The organism is Roseateles sp. (assembly GCF_039929605.1).
Taxonomy (GTDB): domain Bacteria; phylum Pseudomonadota; class Gammaproteobacteria; order Burkholderiales; family Burkholderiaceae_C; genus Pelomonas.
In genome coordinates this window covers 67,479-84,668 of sequence record NZ_JBDSQX010000007.1, presented here as the reverse complement: position 1 = coordinate 84,668, position 17,190 = coordinate 67,479, and the positions used below count along the sequence as shown (strand labels likewise).

The window sequence follows — 17,190 nt, the reverse complement described above, 5'->3', positions numbered from 1 at the left end:
GGGCGGCGCGGCCATTGTGGAATTCCATACTGAGGTACCCGGCAGCTACGTGATGGTCGATCACGCGATCTTCCGCGCCTTCAACAAGGGCGCACTGGCGATCCTCAAGGCCGACGGTCCGGAGAACAAGGCGATCTACTCGGGCAAGGAGGTCGATGCGGTCTACATCGGCGAGCGCGCGCAACCGAACCTGCAGGCCGTCGCCACCGCCGCGGCAGCGGCAACCACCGGCACCCTCACCGTCAAGGAGCAGATCGCCGCCGGCCAGGCGCTGTTCACCGGCACCTGCTCGGTCTGCCACCAGGCCAATGGCGCGGGGCTGCCGGGCGTGTTCCCGCCGCTGGCCAAGTCCGACTGGTTCGGCCAGGACCCCAAGCGCGCCGTCGGCGCCGTGCTGCACGGCCTGTCGGGCAAGGTCAAGGTCAACGGCAAGGACTACGACTCGGTCATGCCGCCGATGAACCAGTTCAACGACGACGAAGTCGCCAACATCCTGACCTATGTGCTGAACAGCTGGGGCAACCCGGGCGGCACCATCTCGGCCGACGAGGTCAAGAAGCAGCGCGCCGCCAAGCCCGTCGCCACCAACCAGGCGGGGCATTGATGGGCCTCGCTGCGGCGCTGCTGGGCCTCGCCGCCGCCAGCTACGTGCCTCTGCCGGCAGGCACCTTGAGCAGCGTGCTCGCGCGCGACACGGACCTCGAGCCGACGCGCATCGCCGCCTTCGAGTTGCGCGAGACCCCGGTCACGCGCACCGAGTTCCGCCAGTTCCTGAGCACGCATGGCGAGTGGCAGCCGGACCGCGTGCCGGCCGTGTTCGCCGGCCCCGGCTATCTGCAGCAGGGTGTCGACGAAGGCGACGCGCCGGTCACTGCAGTCAGCTGGTTCGCGGCCCAGGCCTATTGCGAGGCCGAGGTCGAAGGCGGCCGGCTGCCGACCTGGCATGAATGGGAATACGCCGCCGCAGCCGACGCAACCCGCACCGATGCGCGCGGCGACCCGGCCTGGCTGGCGCGCATCCTCGGCTGGTATGCGCGGCCGGCCGACGGGCCACTGCCGGCGGTGGGCGGCGCGGCCAATGTCTACGGCGTGCGTGACCTGCATGGGCTGGTGTGGGAATGGGTGGAGGACTTCAACGCCCTGCTCGTCAACGCCGACAGCCGCAGCGCCGGCGACCCCGACCTGCTGAAGTTCTGCGGTGCCGGCGCCATAGACCTGCAAGACCGGCAGAACTACGCCGTGCTGATGCGCGTCGCCCTGCTCTCCTCGCTAGGCGGCGGGGACAGCACCGGCAGCCTGGGCTTTCGCTGCGCGCGTGAGGTGTGGCGATGAAGCGGCGCCTGCTCCTGAGCTGGGTCTGCTGGCTTGGCTTCGCTGGCGCCGCCTTCGCGCTGCCGGGCGACTCCGTCTACCAGCTCGACGCGACGCTGACCGACCAGCGCGGCCAGGCCATCAAGCTCGACACCGGCCGCGGCCAGCCGGTGCTGGTCAGCATGTTCTACACGTCCTGCCAGTTCGTCTGCCCCATGCTCATCGACGCCGCACGCGACACGCAGGCCGCGCTCCCTGCGGCCGAGCGCGGCCGCGTGAAGGTGCTGCTGATCAGCTTCGACCCGGTGCGCGACACACCGGCCAAGCTCGCCGCCATGGCCAGCGAGCGCGGCCTGGACGCCGCGCAATGGACGCTGGCCCGCACCGACCCGGCCACCGCGCGCAAGATCGCAGCGATGCTGAAGTTCCAGTACCGCGCGCTGCCCGACGGCGAGTTCAACCACAGCGCGGAACTGATCCTGCTCGACGGCGAAGGCCGCATCGCCGCGCGCACGGGCATGCTGGCGGGCGCTGATGCGCGCATGGTGGCCGCCCTGCGCAAGCAACTGGCGATCAGCGCTCCAGCCAGGCCTTGAGCCGCCTCTTACCCGCCGCCGCACAGCCGGCGACGGCGCGCGTCTAGGAGCGTAGGCGGTTGGCGCGGAAGAACTGCGCCGGGTCGAGCTGAGTTTCCAGTTCGGCCAGCGGCGTTTCCAGCATCGGGCAATCAAGCAATCGAGCAATCGAGCAATCGAAAGATAGCGAACGGTGCTCATGCTTGGCTTGCCTGTCCGTTGTTCTAAGCACTGGGGCGCAGGATGATCTTGCGGCAGTCCTCCTGCTTCTCATTGAATATTTCGTAGCCGCGCGCTGCGTCCTGTGTCGGCAAGGCGTGCGTCACGATGGCGTCCGGGCCGATCTCTCCAGCACTGATGCGCGCCCGCAGTTCCGGCATGAACTTCTGCGCACGCGTCCGGCCGCTTTTGAAGGTCAGCCCTTCTCGAAGTTGCACTGCGATCAGGCCCATTCGGCGCCAGCCAAGTCCTACAACTGAACATTACAACGGCCCACGGCCATGGGCGCGCAACAGATTCAAAGTGCAGCTCTCTTGCAACCCGGAGACTGACCATGAACGCAGCACGAATCTCTGCTTCGCTGGCCATCGCTGTCGCATCGATGACAGCCTTTGCTCAACCCGCCGACACGCCGTCCACCGCAGCCTCGCAACCGAACGCAGTCGGTGTGACCCCGGAAACCGCCAAGGCGGCAAACGACCAAGCCATCAAACGATCTGACGTCGCCACCGTTGTTCGCACGGGTCCGACCGCTGCAGACCGGGCGCGCCAAGCGGGTCACAAGGTCGAGTCCTCTGTCGCGGGCACGACCCACGCTGACGGCACGACGGGCGCGCCATCGGGCAACCGCAGCGCCAACCTGGCGCCGCGCCCCGACCGCAACTGATTCATTCACTTTTCTAAGGAGTTCTTATGACCATCACCAACAACAACCGCCTCGTCACTGGCCTGTTCGCCGACCGCGCCAGCGCTGAAGCCGCTTACAACGCAACCAGCGCCCGTGGCTACAGCAACAGCGACGTCGACGTCGTCATGTCTGACGAAACGCGCACCCGCCACTTCGTGCCCGCCGGCACTGAGACGGAACTGGGCAACAAGGCTGCTGAAGGCGCCGGCATCGGCGGCGCTATCGGCGGCACGATCGGCGCGATCGCTGCCGCAGTGGCAGCGGTGGGCACCAGCATTGCCATCCCCGGTCTCGGTCTTGTTGTGGCAGGGCCGCTGGCCGCTGCAATCGCCGGCGCAGGCGCCGGAGCTGCCAGCGGCGGCCTGGTCGGCGCGCTAGTCGGATGGAACATGCCCGAGGAACGCGTCAAGCAGTACGAAGAGGGCATCAAGAACGGCGGCATCCTGGTCGGCGTTCGCGCCAAGAGCGATGAAGACGCCGAGCACTTCGCGCGCGAGTGGAATGGTGCCAACGGTCAGCACGTCTATCTTTGATCGTGCAACCTCTGTGAAGAGGCGGCCTGGCCGCCTCTTTTCGTTGTACTGCCTTCGGCATTCGACGGGAGTCGCAATGGACCTGACCCTTGATGCAGTGCAGTGGCCGGCCATGGTCGTCACCGTATGGGCGGCCTGGTTCGTCGGCTCTTCAGAGAAGCGCCGACGCCAGATCGGGTTCTGGCTCTTCCTCGCCAGCAATGTGCTTTGGACTACTTGGGGCGTACACGCGCAGGCCTACGCGCTGATCTTGCTGCAGGTGTGCCTGGCAGCCATGAATATCCGCGGCGCCCTCCGAGCTCAGGTCAACGCATAGTCCCCACGCGCTTATCGCGCCGGTGCTGGAGCGAATTCGCTTCTTCCAGCGCCGCATGGGCAACAGCAGCCACATCCAGTTTCCAGCTACTGCTGGACGAACCCAGCATGGCCGCCGCGACGGCGCATTCCGCGCGCCGCCCCGGTGACCTTTGAAAAGTCGGGCGCGGGCGTTCGTCGGCGCCGAGGCCGGATTCGGAATGCGCACATGTCCTTGACCTTGATCGGTGCCTTCTGGCCGAAGATCCTGGCCTTGTTCCACGACGCGCGCCCACGCCATGTCGATTTGGCGTCCCGTCGTTCGTCGAAGGACTGCGACGTGCCCACCGGCGGGTGCGCCGACCGGTCAACTGAACAGGAGTGAAGACATGTCCTACATCGATGGTTTCGTCATCGCGGTGCCCACCGCCAACAAGCAAAAGTTCATCGAGCACGCGCGCCACTTCGACGCGATGTTCATCGAGCTGGGCGCCCTCCGTGTCATGGAGAGTTGGGGCGACGACGTCCCCGACGGCAAAGTCACCGACTTCCGCCGCGCCGTGCAAGCCACGGCCGAGGAGACGGTGGCCTTCTCATGGGTCGAATGGCCGGACAAAGCCACGCGCGACGCCGGCATGAAGAAGATGATGGAAGACCCGCGCATGGACCCGTCCACTCCGGGCAACCCACCCATGCCCTTCGACGGCAAACGCATGATCCTCGGCGGCTTCGAACCGGTGGTTGAAGTGAAGGCTTGAAGGCCGGGAGCAATGCCACCCCTGCGCGTGCCACTGCGCGTGGGCGGGTGTCCGGCGCCTGCTGTCGTTGAACAGCGCGGCAGTCGCCGACTGGTATGCCCGTGAGAAAGGTGAACTCGTCGCTGCGGCTTGGTGTGTTCCGGAATTCGCCAGAGCCCTCGGCATCAAGCAGCGCACCTGCGCCATCGACGTGCAGCAGGCTCAGGGTGCCTGGGCCCGTTTAGAACGCACGGTGGCTGCCGACCTCCGACTGCTCCCGGTCGAACCCGCCCACTTCCATCGGTCAGCGGAATTGGTACTCGAACCGTCCAGTGCCTTACGCGCCTGCGACGGTTTGCATCTGGCCTGTGCCGAGACTGCTGGGGCAAAACACATGGCGACGCTGAACGAAGTCCTGAGCCGGAATGCACAGCGGCTGAAAATCAAGCTGGTTGTGCTGCATGGCGAGGTGACAGTTGGTAAGTCCTCGAAAGGGCGACGATCCATCGCAATCGCGGAAGTCACTGTTCGGCCACTTGCCGGCGCTCACCGATGACCGCTTCGAGGAAACATGCACGGGTGCTCGCAAAGGGCCGCTCAGTCTCGGCGCGCGTAGAGCCACACAGCCGCCGCCCACGCTATGGGCGGCATTAGAAGCAGCCACCTGAAGTCCGAGTGCAGCGCGAAGTTCACGGCGCTCATCAGCCCGAGCGCCAAGGCGCCGGCCAATGCCAGTGCGATTGCCGCCCCGCGTGGTCGCAGCGGCATTACCTCCCAACCGAAATACGCGATGAAAACGCCGGCGCCTGCCATGAAGCCGCCCATCACCGTGAACACCTTGCCAAGCCAGTCTGCGAGTAGCGGAACTGCGGCCTTCAGCGCTTGCGGCTCAACGCCCAGGTAGCGCAGGTCCTCCGGTAGGAGAGCAGGACGAACGAAGATGAAATACAACCCCAGCCCGACCTGCCAGGCGCCGCAGGCCGCAATGAGCCACTCGGCAGCGCCACGACGCACCGGCTGACTCATCTCAGTCCACCTTGACGGTCCGCAGGCGCAGTGCATTCCCGATGACGCTGACCGACGACAGCGCCATCGCGGCGGCCGCGATCACGGGCGACAACAGCGTGCCGAAGAACGGATAGAGCACGCCCGCCGCGAGAGGAATGCCCGCCACGTTGTACGCAAACGAGAGGAACAGGTTCTGCCTGATATTGCTCATGGTTGCGCGCGACAGCGTTCTCGCTCGAACGATGCCCATGAGGTCACCTTTGAGCAGCGTGATGCCAGCACTCTCCATGGCCACATCGGTGCCGGTCCCCATCGCAATGCCGACCGTGGCCGCGGCCAGGGCTGGAGAATCGTTGACGCCGTCGCCTGCCATGGCAACGACCCTGCCTTCCTTCATCAAGCGCTGCACCACCGCGACCTTGTCTTCCGGGAACACTTCGGCCACGACCTCGTCGATGCCGAGTTGCTTGCCCACGGCTTCTGCTGTCGTCTTGCCATCGCCCGTGAGCATCACGATGCGAACGCCAGCCGCCTTCAGAGCTTCCAGCGCCCGTGGTGTCGTGGCCTTGATGGGGTCTGCAATGGCCACGAAGCCTGCCAGCTTGCCGCCGACACCAACGAAGATGACCGTCGCCGCCTTCGCGCGTTGCGCTTCGGCGGACTGGTTCAGCGAGCTCACCTCAATGCCGTTTTCGGTGAGGAACTTGCTGCTGCCGGAAACGACCTGAGCACCATCGACGGTGCCGACGACACCCTTTCCGACCGGAGAGTCGAAGTCGGTCACCACCGACAACGCCAGCTTGCGCTCCTGCGCGTCGTTCACGATGGCCAGTGCCAGAGGGTGTTCACTGGCGCGCTCCACGCTCGCCAGTTTCTGCAGCACGTCGTCGGCTGAAAATCCGTTGGCGGGCGCTATGTGAACGACCGTTGGCCGGCCTTCGGTCAGCGTGCCAGTCTTGTCCAGCACCAGCGTGTCGACCTTCTCCATGCGCTCGAGCGCTTCGGCATCGCGGATCAGCACCCCGTGTTGCGCGCCCTTGCCGACACCGACCATGATGGACATGGGGGTGGCCAGGCCGAGCGCACAAGGGCACGCGATGATGAGGACAGCGACCGCCGTGATGAGCGCGTAGCTGAACGCCGGCGAGGGGCCCCAGACCATCCACACGCCGAACGTCGCCACGGCAATCAAGATGACAACGGGCACGAACCAGCCCGCGACCTGGTCGGCCATGCGCTGGATGGGGGCACGGCTGCGCTGGGCGGCCGCCACCATGTGCACGATTTGCGAGAGCAGGGTATCGGCGCCGACCTTCTCGGCCTTCATCACGAAGCCGCCGGTCTGATTCAACGTGCCGGCGGTGACCTTCGAACCCACGGTCTTGGCAACAGGAATAGGTTCGCCCGTCACCATTGACTCGTCGACGTTGCCCTTGCCCTCAGTGAGTTGGCCGTCGACCGGGATCTTCTCGCCCGGACGAACGCGAAGGAGGTCGTTGACCTGGATGGAGTCGACCTGCACGGTCTCGTCGATTCCACTGGGACCCACCTTCACCGCGGTCTTCGGCGCCAGACCGAGCAGCGCCTTGATGGCGCCGGATGTTTTCTCGCGCGCGCGCAACTCGAGCACCTGGCCGAGCAGCACCAGCACGGTGATGACGGCCGCTGCTTCGAAGTAGATCTGTACCGCTCCATCTTCCAATCGCAGGTCGCTCGGGAAGAGCTGCGGCGCCAGCGTGCCGACGATGCTGAAGAGCCAGGCCGCACCCGTGCCGAGAGCGATGAGCGAGAACATGTTGAGGCTGCGGTTCTTCACTGACGCCACCGCGCGCACGAAGAACGGCCACCCGGCCCACAAGACCACCGGCGTGCCGAGAAGCAGTTGCACCCAGTTCGAGGTCTGCTGAGCGATGAGGTGGTGGATGTTGAACAGGTGACCACCCATCTCCAGCGCGAAGACAGGCGCAGTCAATGCCAGACCTGTCCAGAACCGCCGGGTCATGTCGCGCAGCTCGGGGCTCTCGCCAGTCTCCGCTGTTGCGAGTACCGGTTCGAGGGTCATGCCGCAGATGGGGCAATTGCCCGGCCCCATCTGGTGAATTTGCGGGTGCATTGGGCAGGTGTATACGACCTGCTTGCTCGGGGACACGATCACCGTCGATTCGAGCGCTGCTGCTGGCGCTTGATGCGCTCCAGCCATCACCGTGCCGTCGGGCATGACGTGCGTGCCCTGATGGTGCTCGTGCCCCGCATGGGCGTGGTCATCCGTCGTTCCGCTGTAGGGTTGCATGGCGCACTCCTGTTCCTGTGGGGAGTTTCGACCTTTCCATGATTGAAAGGTCAGGCGGCACTATCGGAGCACCAGACCGGCGGCGCTCCCGACTGCAAGGGCCGCCAGGCACACCCAGCAGAGCCAGAAGAGAGCCCGCTCCCACCACAGCGGCGAGCCGTCACGGGCTTCCAGTCGGTACTTCAGTGTCATGCCGACCCCATGAACGACAACGCCTCCGACCAGTAGGGGCGCAGCGTAGGCACGGAACCACTCCGGCAGCATCAGCGCCAATCCGGCGCCCAGAACGACGGCGCCCAGTCCGGCGGCAAGTTCAGCGCCTCTAGTGGTCGCTGACCGGCCGTGCACTGTCGTCCTTCGAAAAGTGCGGAATGAACCGTGGTGTGACGGCAGCGTAGCGCGCCACGCATCGCCAAAGGCCTTCTCCGAGTCACGCTCTTCCGAAACCGTGAGCCGCACGTACACGAAGACAAGAACCGGGAACATCGCCAACGTGAGCAGCGTCGGCCATTGCAATAGGAAGCCGAACATGATGGCCACGAAACCGATGTACTGCGGGTGGCGCACCCGTCGGTAGGGGCCGGCCGTGGCGAGTTGGTGTCGACGCTGCGCGTGGTACAGCACCTGCCACGCATTCGACAGCAACATGAAGCCACCGAACAGAACCACGATGCTCAGGATGTGGAGCACACCAAAATGCGGATTGCCGTGCTGCCCTGTCACCAGCCACCAGAGGTGGCCTGCGTCGTGGCCGAACAGATTGACGCCCGGGAACTTCGTACCGAGCCAGCCCGAGAGCAGGTAGAGGTCAGCAGGAATCCGCCGACCAGCGCAGCCACCAGGAGCGCGAGGCCCCCGCGTGAGCGCCAAAACGGAGGTGGTTCGTCGTTGGTGTGGTCCATGACTCGCTCCGATAGGGCTACTTGGTGGCCGGGGGCTTCATGCCCTCGCGGTCCATCATCATCTGCATCAGCGTTTCCATCATGTCCATGCGCTTGCCCATCATCTCGGGGCTCGTGGCCGTGCCACCGCCCATCCCCCGGCCGGCGTTGCCACCCATGCCGCCCTTCATCTGATCCATCATCGCCATGCCGTCCTGCATGGTCTTCATGTGCCCGGCCATCAGGGCCTGCCGTTCTTCAGGGGTCTTCGCGGCCATCATCTTCTCGTGCATGTCCCCCATCGCGTTCATCTGCTTGTCCATCTGGCCTCGTGTGGGAGCCTTCGGGGCAGCGGACGCCGGGGCGGACGCGCCGGGCGGGTGATGTGCGGCATGGTCCTTGTCGGATTGCGCCAGCGCGCCGGTGGAGAGGGCTGCAGCAGCAGCGAGAACGAGGATGGAACGCATGGTCATCTCCAGGATTTTTGGAAAGCATCGCTGCATCGGAGCCGTCATGGCTTGATGCATCTCAAGTCCGGCAGCTTGAGGCGCCGTTGCCGCAACAGCATCCGCCCGACTTGGGCGCGGAAGCAGCGACAGACTGCAGATCCACCGAAACCGGTGTGTAGCCCGCACCTGTGATTGCTGCGCTGAGCTTTCGCGGGTCGGCCTTGCTCGACTCGACGCGCACCAAGTGCTGCCCCAGATCCACCTCGACCTCGGCACCGGTATCAACCGCTCGGAGGGCTTTGGTGATGGTGCTGGCGCAGTGGCCGCAGGTCATGTCGTCAACTCGGTAGGTATGCATCGCAGGTTCCTTGGGTGGTTCGATGCGCTGACTGTCCACCTTCCAATCGTTGGAGGGTCAAGGCAACCGGACGAAAACTTGACACAGCGCAAGTAGCGTCAAATCGTCCTTGACCTTCCCGCGGTGGGAATCTCTAGACTGTTGCTCTCAAGTCTGGAGGAGGTCCCGCGATGCTGAACATCGGCCAAGCCGCCACTGTGTCTGTTGCCTACCGCACAGCGCACGGACTCGGGGTACCGGCAGTACGCCGAATCCGACGTCCAGACTCTGTTCGCAGCTTCAAGCAGCTGACATTCGATTGTGAGTTGACGACTTGAACCGCTCACTGAGAGTGCGGGATGAATGCCGCGTCCACGAAACCGGCGTCGATGACCTCTTTATGCCAGGCGCCGCGCATTCAGGTCCGGTTCAGAGTCGACTGCAAACCAGCGGCAGCACCTCAGTCATCCGTCTGCGCCCTACCGAACCGCAGGCCTGACCTCGGACGGCAGCTCGATCAACCGGTTCACCCGGGAGCTGAAACCAACCAGCGCATGGAACAAGCTCGGCTCGACGACGCATCAGCCTTCAGCGTCGATCAGCTCCATAAGCTCCGGGTCCAGCGCCAGCTCAGCCTCGACGCTCACACCCGCTGCCACCGCCACATGCGCCCACACGGCCCCACAGCAGCTCGACAGCGCCTGCCCGCCACCCATGCCCGAGCTCCAGGCGCAGACGACCGCATCGGCGTCGGCCCGCACCGAGGCACGGCCTGCGGCTTGGTACGCGGCCGAGTTCTATACCGACCTGGCCCATCGCCCGGCCGCCGCAAGGCGACGCTCAGGCTGGCCGACGGCAAGACGCGAGTGACCGAGGCCCCCAGGGCGCCGGTCGACAATAAGTACATTGCCGGGGCGCGCCACAACGGCAATGCCTGGCCCAGGCCTGGCCCCCGCCCTGGAGCGCGCGCCCGCCACCGCCTTCCCTCTCCAAAGCCCCGCCGTGATGAACCGCCTGACCGACACCTTCGAGCCCACCGAGCATTCGCACCGGCGCCGCAACCCATTGACCGGCCAGTGGGTGCTGGTCTCGCCGCACCGCAGCAAGCGCCCTTGGCAAGGCCAGCAGGAGGCCGCGGCCGAGGAGCGCCCGCCGCGCTACGAACCGAGCTGCTATCTCTGCCCCGGCAACACGCGCGTAGGCGGCGACGTGAACCCGGCCTATGCCGGCAGCTTCGTGTTCACGAATGACCATGCTGCGCTGCTGCCCGACGTGCCCGAGCCCGATCCCGCGCAGGCGGGCGACGACCTCTTCGCGCTGCGTGCGGCGCGCGGAACCAGCCGCGTCATCTGCTACTCGCCCGACCACTCACGCACGCTGCCGGAGCTGGACGTGCCGGCCATCACCAACGTCGTCGACACCTGGTGCAGTCAGAGCGAAGAGCTGGGCCGCAGCCACGCCTGGGTGCAGGTGTTCGAGAACAAGGGCGCGGTGATGGGCTGCTCCCAGCCGCATCCGCACGGGCAAATCTGGGCCACCGACTACCTGCCCACCGAAGCCGCCGCAGAAGACCAGCAGCAGCGCAACTACCACGCAAAGCACGGCAGGCCGCTGCTGCTCGACGTGGCCAGCCGTGAACTGGCGGCGGCCGAGCGCGTCGTGGTGCAGACCGAGCACTGGCTGGCCGTCGTGCCCTTCTGGGCCACCTGGCCGTTCGAGACGCTGCTGCTGCCGCGCTTCGCCGTGCAGCGCCTGCCGCAGTTGACCGAGCCGCAGCGCGCCGACCTGGCGCTGGCGCTCAAGCTGCTGACCACGCGCTATGACAATCTCTTCCAGTGCTCCTTCCCCTACTCCATGGGCTGGCACGGCGCACCCTTCGACGCCCGCGACCCGGCACCATGGCAACTGCACGCCCACTTCTACCCACCGCTGTTGCGCTCGGCTACCGTGCGCAAATTCATGGTCGGTTTCGAGATGCTGGCCGAGGCGCAGCGCGACCTGACCCCGGAACAAGCCGCCGCGCGCCTGCGTGCGCTGCCCGACCGCCACTACCTGGACACCACGCCATGACCGCAACTTCCCAACATCAAAAGCTGCTCGCCGCCTTCGACACCGCTTTCGGCGGCGCACCCACCGCCGTGGCCCGCGCGCCGGGCCGCGTCAACCTGATCGGCGAGCACACCGACTACAACGACGGCTTCGTGCTGCCCTGCGCCATCGACTTCGGCACGCTGGTGGCCGCCCGTGCGCGCAGCGACCGGCGGGTGCGCCTGCTCGCGCTGGACCAGGGCGAGGCGCTGGACGAGTTCTCCCTCGACGACCCCATCACCCCGCGTGGCGAAGACGCCGCCTGGGCCAACTATGTGCGCGGCATGGTGCAGGCGCTGCTGCAGGCCGGCTACTCCCTGGTGGGCGCCGACCTGGCCATCACCGGCGACGTGCCCCAGGGCGCGGGCCTGTCGTCGTCGGCCGCGCTGGAGGTGTCGGTGGGCCAGGCCTTCAAGCAGCTCGCCGGGCTGAACGACCTGGACGCGACCACGCTGGCCTTGCTGGCGCAGCGCGCCGAGAACGAGTTCGTCGGTTGCCGCTGCGGCATCATGGATCAGCTCATCAGTGCGCGCGGCCAGGCCGGCAAGGCGCTGCTGATCGACTGCCGCAGCCTGGAAGGCACGGCGGTGGCGATGCCGGCGGACATGGCGGTGCTGATCGTCGACTCCAAGATCCAGCGCGGCCTGGTGGGCAGCGAATACAACCTGCGCCGCGAGCAATGCGAGGCTGCGGCCCGGCACTTCGGTGTGAAGGCGCTGCGCGACATCGACCTCGCCACACTCGCCAGCGGCGCGGGCGGGCTGGACGCCACCGCGTTCCGCCGCGCCCGCCACGTCGTCACCGAGAACGTGCGCACATTGGCTGCTGCCCAGGCGCTGGCGACCTCAGACTGGCAGCAACTGTCCGAACTGATGGCCGCTTCGCATGCGTCCATGCGCGACGACTTCGAGATCACGACGCCGGCCATCGATGGCCTGGTCGAGATCATCCGCTCGGCCATAGGCACGCATGGCGGCGTGCGCATGACGGGCGGCGGCTTTGGCGGCTGCGTGGTCGCGCTGACGTCCCAAGCGCTGGCCGAGGCGGCCATGGCGGCCGTGGCCGAGCGCTACCGTTCACCGGCCGGCCACGCGGCCGTGAGCTACCTGTGCACGGCGTCGGCAGGCGCCGGCCCTTGGGCCATGCCGGCATGACGCAAGAACGCCGAGCGGCCGCGGCAGGCCGTGGAGCGTCGCTGGCGCTGACGAATGGGTATCGTCTATTGACGCCGTCCACCATCCGCCTCTCTGAGCTCGGCGTGGCCCCGCATTGGGGCCAAGTCAACCCTCAGGACGGGAGGGACGTCTCTGGATGCCGCGGGATGCAGTAGGACGCTAAGGCCTTGTCCCTACGATGAAATCGGGTCGTCTTCGGATGTTCGGGAACACCGTGGGACGATCTTGATTCACTCCCACTCGATGGTCGCGGGCGGCTTGCTGGAGACGTCGTAGGTCACGCGGTTGATGCCGCGCACCTCGTTGATGATGCGGCCGCTCGTCTTCTTGAGCAGGCTGTAAGGTAGCTCGGCCCAGTCGGCCGTCATGAAGTCGCTGGTCTGCACGGCGCGCAGCGCGACGACGTAGTCATAGGTGCGGCCGTCGCCCATCACGCCCACGCTCTTCACCGGCAGGAAGACGGCAAACGCCTGCGAGGTCAGCGCGTACCAGCTCTTGCCCGTGGCGGGGTCGATGGTGTTGCGCAGCTCCTCGATGAAGATGGCGTCGGCGCGGCGCAGCAGGTCGGCGAAGTCCTTCCTGACCTCGCCCAGGATGCGCACGCCCAGGCCCGGGCCGGGGAAGGGGTGGCGGTAGACCATGTCCTCGGGCAGGCCCAGCGCCACGCCCAAAGCGCGCACTTCGTCCTTGAACAGCTCGCGCAGCGGCTCCAGCAGCTTCAAGCCCAGCGTCTCGGGCAGGCCACCGACGTTGTGGTGGCTCTTGATCGTCATGGCCTTCTTGGTCTTGGTGCCACCGCTCTCGACGACGTCGGGATAGATGGTGCCCTGGGCCAGCCACTTGGCGTTCTTCAGCTTGCCGGCCTCGGCCTGAAACACCTCGACGAACTCGGCGCCGATGATCTTGCGCTTGCGCTCGGGGTCGGTCACGCCGGCCAGCTTGCCGAGGAAGGCATCGCTGGCGTCGACGCGGATCACCTTGGCGTGCAGGCGGCCGACGAACATGTCCATCACCATCTGCCCCTCGTTCAGGCGCAGCAGGCCGTGGTCGACGAAGACGCAGGTGAGCTGGTCGCCGATGGCGCGGTGGATCAACGCGGCGGCCACGCTGGAATCGACGCCACCGGACAGGCCCAGGATGACTTCCTCGTCACCGACCTGCTCGCGGATCTTGGCGACGGCTTCTTCGATGTAGCTGCCCATCTGCCAATCGCCCTGGCAGCCGGCGATGTCGCGCACAAAGCGGCGCAGCAGCGCATCGCCCTGCACGGTGTGCGTGACTTCGGGGTGGAACTGGACGGCGTAGTAGCGCTTCTCTTCGTTGGCCATGCCGGCGATCGGGCAGCTCGGCGTGGACGCCATCAGCTTGAAGCCCGGCGGCATTGCGGTGACCTTGTCGCCATGGCTCATCCAGACCTTGAGCATGCCGTGGCCCTCGGTCGTCTCGAAGTCCTGGATGCCGTTCAGCAGCTGGGTGTGGCCGTGCGCGCGCACCTCGGCGTAGCCGAATTCGCGGTGGTCGGCCGCCTCGACCTGGCCGCCCAACTGCACGGTCATCGTGAACATGCCGTAGCAAATGCCCAGCACCGGCACGCCCAGCTCCCACACGGCCTGCGGTGCTCGCAGCTCGTGGTCTTCGTACGTGGACGCGTGGCTGCCGCTGAGGATGATGGCCTTGGGCGCGAACGACTTGATGAAGTCGTCGGACACGTCGTTCGGATGGATCTCGCAGTACACCGCTGCTTCGCGCACGCGGCGCGCGATGAGCTGGGTGACCTGCGAGCCGAAGTCGAGGATGAGGACCTTGTCGTGTTGCATGAAGCGTCTTTCAGGCCGGCTGTGCCGCCGGGTGGCTGCGGAAGAAAAAGAGCGTGGTCAGCATGGCCGCGGCTTGCAGCGCGGCGCAGGCGAAGAAGGGCAGGCCGATGAGCAGGTTGCCCGCAGGCAGGTGCGACACCTGGGCGAGCAGCGTCAGGCCCACGAGCGGGGCGATGACAGCCATCAGGCTGTTGAGCGAGGACACGGCGCCCATGGCCTTGCCCTGCTCCGTCGCCGGCGCGGCGTTGGAGATGACGCTCTGCAGAGCCGCAGTTGCGACGCCGCCCAGCAGGTTGAGGCCGATGACGACGTACATCATCCAACCCTCGGTGGCGAGACCGAAGCCCAGGTAGGCCAGCGAGGCCGACGTCATGCTGATGACAGCGAGCCGCTGCGCGCTGAAGCGTGCGAGCAGGGGCTTGAGCAACACGCCCTGGCTCAGCACCGACACGATGCCCACCGCGAACAGCGACCAGCCGACCTCCAGCGACCCCCAGCCGAAACGGAACTTGGTGTAGAGCACCCAGGTCATGTGCAACATGAACTGCGCCAGCGACGACAGGGCGATCACCACCACCAGCGCCCCAACGCCCTTCAGCGCCGCCAAGCCGCGCAGCGCGCTGATGGGGTTGGCCTTCTTCCAGTTGAAGGCCGTGCGCCGCCCCGGGGGCAGCGATTCGGGCAGCACGAAGAAGCCGTAACACCAGTTCAGCACGGCCATGCAGCCCGCCGCCAGGAAGGGCCAGTGCACGTCGTAGTGGCCGAGCCAGCCACCCACCACGGGCCCGAGGATGAAGCCGATGCCGAACATCGCGCCGAGCTGGCCGAAACGGCGCGCGCGGTCCTGCGGCGGCGTGATGTCGGCCACGTAGGCGTTGGCAATCGCGACGTTGGCCTGCATGGCGCCCGAGAACAGGCGCACGGCGACCAGCATCCACAGCGCAGTGGCCATCGCCGTCACGAAGAAGCTGAGCGCCAGGCCGGCAAAGCCGATCAGCAGCACGGGCCGGCGGCCGAAGCGGTCCGACAGCGCGCCCAGGATGGGCGAGCCAAAGAAGTTGGCCACACCGAAGGCCATCGTCACCAGCAGGAAGGCCGATGTCTGCTCGTCGTTGCTGTGCGTGAAGGTACCCACGATGTGAGGCAGGACCGGCACCATCAGGCCGATGGAGATCATGTCGATCAGCACGGCGGCCATGATGAAGCCCATGGCCGGGGTGCGCGTCGGAGAGGGGCTCATCGTGGTTCTTAAAAAGAGAAACGGGGCGATCTGAGGTCGCCCCGTTCGCTCAGATCAACAGCTCACTCGCTGCGGTAGTTCGGCGATTCCTTCGTGATCTGCACGTCGTGGACATGGCTCTCGCGCATGCCCGCCGTCGTGATCTCGACGAACTCGGCCTTGTCCTGCATGTCGGCGATGGTGCCGCAGCCGCAGTAGTGCATCGACGCCTTCAGGCCGCCGGCCATCTGGAAGATGACCTGCACGACCGAGCCCTTGTAGGGCACCTGGCCTTCGATGCCTTCGGGCACGAGCTTGGACGTGTTCGGGTTGTTGCCCGACGTGTCCTGGAAATAGCGGTCCGCGCTGCCCTTGGCCATCGCACCCAGGGAGCCCATGCCGCGGTAACTCTTGAAGGTGCGGCCCTGGTAGAGCACGACCTCGCCCGGCGCTTCCTCGGTGCCGGCGAAGGCGCCACCCATCATGACGCAGTCGGCACCCGCGGCGATGGCCTTGGCCAGGTCGCCCGAGTAGCGCACGCCGCCATCGGCGATGACCGGCACGCCGGTGCCCTTGAGCGCGGTCACGACGTTGTCGATGGCCGTGATCTGAGGCACGCCCACGCCGGCAACGATGCGCGTCGTGCAGATGGAGCCGGGGCCGATGCCGACCTTGACGCCGTCCGCGCCGGCCTCAACCAGCGCCAACGCCGCCGCACCGGTGGCGATATTGCCGCCGATGACGTCGATCTGCGGGTACTGGCGCTTGACCCAGCGCACACGGTCCAGCACACCGGCACTGTGGCCGTGTGCGGTGTCGACGATGAGGGCATCGACGCCGGCCTTGATCAGCAGTTCGACGCGCTCCTCGGTGTCGTCACCAAAGCCGACCGCCGCGCCGACGCGCAGCTTGCCGTGGCTGTCGCGCGCGGCATTGGGAAAGCTCGTCTGCTTGGTGATGTCCTTGGTGGTCATCAAGCCGCGCAACTCGAAGGCGTCATTGACGACGACGACGCGCTCCAGCTTGTGCTTGTGCATCAGCGCCTTGGCCTCGCCTGTGGACGCGCCTTCCTTGACGGTGATGAGCTTCTCGGCCGGCGTCATGATCTCGCTGACGCGGGCGTCCATGCGGGTCTCGAAGCGCAGGTCGCGGTTGGTGACGATGCCGATGACGCGCTTGCCTTCGACGACCGGGAAGCCCGAGAAGCCGTGCTGGCGGGTCAGCTCCATGGCCTCACGCACCGTGGCGTTGGGGCCGATGGTCAGCGGTTCGCGGACGACACCACTCTCGTAGCGTTTGACCCGGGCCACTTCGCGCGCCTGCGCTTCGGCACTCAGGTTCTTGTGCACGATGCCGATGCCACCTTCCTGCGCGATCGCAATCGCCAGGCGGGCCTCGGTCACGGTGTCCATCGCGGCGGACACCAGCGGCAGATTCAGAGGGATGTTGCGCGACAGGCGGGTCGCAAGGCTGGTGTCGCGGGGCAACACCTGGGAGAACGCTGGCACCAACAGAACATCGTCGAAGGTGAGCGCTTTGCCGAGAAGGCGCATGAGGAAAGCTCCAGAG

At 66.4% G+C, this 17,190-nt stretch carries 21 protein-coding genes and 1 pseudogene; 12 read left to right on the top strand and 10 right to left on the bottom strand.

Annotation, left to right across the window (positions count from 1 at the left end; translation table 11 throughout):
* From ABIS05_RS01145 to ABIS05_RS01135, 3 genes are all read left to right on the top strand, one after another.
* A partial coding sequence (locus ABIS05_RS01145; protein ID WP_348013484.1) for a c-type cytochrome occupies window positions 1-604 on the top strand: 604 nt, incomplete at its 5' end.
* Window positions 604-1,332 carry a formylglycine-generating enzyme family protein gene (locus ABIS05_RS01140; RefSeq protein ID WP_348013483.1) on the top strand — a complete coding sequence of 243 codons (729 nt, stop codon included), beginning with the start codon at window positions 604-606 and terminating at the stop codon, window positions 1,330-1,332. The genes ABIS05_RS01145 and ABIS05_RS01140, both read left to right, overlap by 1 nt.
* Entirely contained in the window at window positions 1,329-1,907 is a 579-nt protein-coding gene (locus tag ABIS05_RS01135; RefSeq protein ID WP_348013482.1) for an SCO family protein, read from the top strand. Before ABIS05_RS01140 ends, ABIS05_RS01135 begins: the two co-directional genes overlap by 4 nt.
* A 203-nt stretch (window positions 1,908-2,110) precedes the next feature.
* On the opposite strand, the gene ABIS05_RS01130 is transcribed toward ABIS05_RS01135, so the two are convergent.
* Window positions 2,111-2,338 carry a molecular chaperone GroES gene (locus ABIS05_RS01130; protein ID WP_348013481.1) on the bottom strand — a complete coding sequence of 76 codons (228 nt, stop codon included), beginning with the start codon at window positions 2,336-2,338 and terminating at the stop codon, window positions 2,111-2,113.
* Window positions 2,339-2,439: 101 nt separating this feature from the next.
* Here ABIS05_RS01130 and ABIS05_RS01125 point away from each other — a divergent pair, with 101 nt between their 5' ends.
* From ABIS05_RS01125 to ABIS05_RS01100, 6 genes are all read left to right on the top strand, one after another.
* Entirely contained in the window at window positions 2,440-2,772 is a 333-nt protein-coding gene (locus ABIS05_RS01125; RefSeq protein WP_348013480.1) for a hypothetical protein, read from the top strand.
* Between the two features lie 26 nt (window positions 2,773-2,798).
* The gene (locus ABIS05_RS01120) at window positions 2,799-3,326 is read left to right on the top strand and encodes a hypothetical protein (protein ID WP_348013479.1); all 528 of its coding nucleotides are present in this window, start codon (window positions 2,799-2,801) and stop codon (window positions 3,324-3,326) included.
* Window positions 3,327-3,402: 76 nt separating this feature from the next.
* Complete coding sequence (locus ABIS05_RS01115) at window positions 3,403-3,642, top strand: hypothetical protein (protein ID WP_348013478.1); 240 nt, start codon at window positions 3,403-3,405, stop codon at window positions 3,640-3,642.
* 207 nt (window positions 3,643-3,849) lie between these two features.
* Window positions 3,850-4,005, top strand: a complete 156-nt coding sequence (locus tag ABIS05_RS01110) for a hypothetical protein (protein WP_348013477.1) — start codon at window positions 3,850-3,852, stop codon at window positions 4,003-4,005.
* A 4-nt stretch (window positions 4,006-4,009) separates the two neighbouring features.
* Window positions 4,010-4,378, top strand: coding sequence for a DUF1428 domain-containing protein (locus ABIS05_RS01105; protein WP_348013476.1), 369 nt, complete (start codon window positions 4,010-4,012; stop codon window positions 4,376-4,378).
* Between the two features lie 67 nt (window positions 4,379-4,445).
* Window positions 4,446-4,913 carry a type II toxin-antitoxin system VapC family toxin gene (locus ABIS05_RS01100; RefSeq protein ID WP_348013475.1) on the top strand — a complete coding sequence of 156 codons (468 nt, stop codon included), beginning with the start codon at window positions 4,446-4,448 and terminating at the stop codon, window positions 4,911-4,913.
* Between the two features lie 41 nt (window positions 4,914-4,954).
* On the opposite strand, the gene ABIS05_RS01095 is transcribed toward ABIS05_RS01100, so the two are convergent.
* From ABIS05_RS01095 to ABIS05_RS01070, 6 genes and pseudogenes are all read right to left on the bottom strand, one after another.
* Window positions 4,955-5,383 (bottom strand): hypothetical protein, encoded by a 429-nt coding sequence (locus tag ABIS05_RS01095; protein WP_348013474.1) that lies wholly within the window; start codon window positions 5,381-5,383, stop codon window positions 4,955-4,957.
* Window position 5,384: 1 nt separating this feature from the next.
* Entirely contained in the window at window positions 5,385-7,655 is a 2,271-nt protein-coding gene (locus ABIS05_RS01090; RefSeq protein WP_348013473.1) for a copper-translocating P-type ATPase, read from the bottom strand.
* A gap of 322 nt (window positions 7,656-7,977) precedes the next feature.
* Window positions 7,978-8,524 (bottom strand): annotated as a pseudogene (locus ABIS05_RS01085) (methyltransferase family protein); the annotation flags it as partial.
* A 50-nt stretch (window positions 8,525-8,574) separates the two neighbouring features.
* On the bottom strand, window positions 8,575-9,063 hold the full coding sequence (locus ABIS05_RS01080) for a hypothetical protein (protein WP_407074891.1): 489 nt from the start codon (window positions 9,061-9,063) through the stop codon (window positions 8,575-8,577).
* A gap of 1 nt (window position 9,064) precedes the next feature.
* Window positions 9,065-9,343 carry a heavy-metal-associated domain-containing protein gene (locus ABIS05_RS01075; protein WP_348013472.1) on the bottom strand — a complete coding sequence of 93 codons (279 nt, stop codon included), beginning with the start codon at window positions 9,341-9,343 and terminating at the stop codon, window positions 9,065-9,067.
* 560 nt (window positions 9,344-9,903) lie between these two features.
* A complete protein-coding gene (locus ABIS05_RS01070; protein WP_348013471.1) occupies window positions 9,904-10,038 on the bottom strand; it encodes a hypothetical protein in 135 nt (44 codons plus the stop codon).
* Here ABIS05_RS01070 and ABIS05_RS01065 point away from each other — a divergent pair.
* The 3 genes from ABIS05_RS01065 to galK all read left to right on the top strand — a co-directional run bounded on the left by ABIS05_RS01065 (window position 10,037) and on the right by galK (window position 12,564).
* Window positions 10,037-10,192, top strand: coding sequence for a hypothetical protein (locus ABIS05_RS01065; RefSeq protein ID WP_348013470.1), 156 nt, complete (start codon window positions 10,037-10,039; stop codon window positions 10,190-10,192). The two genes, ABIS05_RS01070 and ABIS05_RS01065, sit on opposite strands and share 2 nt — an antisense overlap.
* A 135-nt stretch (window positions 10,193-10,327) precedes the next feature.
* Window positions 10,328-11,392, top strand: a complete 1,065-nt coding sequence (locus ABIS05_RS01060) for a UDP-glucose--hexose-1-phosphate uridylyltransferase (protein WP_348013469.1) — start codon at window positions 10,328-10,330, stop codon at window positions 11,390-11,392.
* Window positions 11,389-12,564 carry a galactokinase gene (galK, locus tag ABIS05_RS01055; protein WP_348013468.1) on the top strand — a complete coding sequence of 392 codons (1,176 nt, stop codon included), beginning with the start codon at window positions 11,389-11,391 and terminating at the stop codon, window positions 12,562-12,564. Before ABIS05_RS01060 ends, galK begins: the two co-directional genes overlap by 4 nt.
* 251 nt (window positions 12,565-12,815) lie before the next feature.
* Here the strand turns inward: galK and guaA are convergent, their stop codons facing one another.
* The 3 genes from guaA to guaB form a co-directional block, all read right to left on the bottom strand.
* Window positions 12,816-14,402, bottom strand: coding sequence for a glutamine-hydrolyzing GMP synthase (guaA, locus tag ABIS05_RS01050; RefSeq protein ID WP_348013467.1), 1,587 nt, complete (start codon window positions 14,400-14,402; stop codon window positions 12,816-12,818).
* Window positions 14,403-14,412: 10 nt separating this feature from the next.
* Complete coding sequence (locus ABIS05_RS01045; RefSeq protein ID WP_348013466.1) at window positions 14,413-15,642, bottom strand: MFS transporter; 1,230 nt, start codon at window positions 15,640-15,642, stop codon at window positions 14,413-14,415.
* Between the two features lie 62 nt (window positions 15,643-15,704).
* On the bottom strand, window positions 15,705-17,174 hold the full coding sequence (guaB, locus tag ABIS05_RS01040) for an IMP dehydrogenase (RefSeq protein WP_348013465.1): 1,470 nt from the start codon (window positions 17,172-17,174) through the stop codon (window positions 15,705-15,707).
* Between the last annotated feature and the right edge of the window lie 16 nt (window positions 17,175-17,190).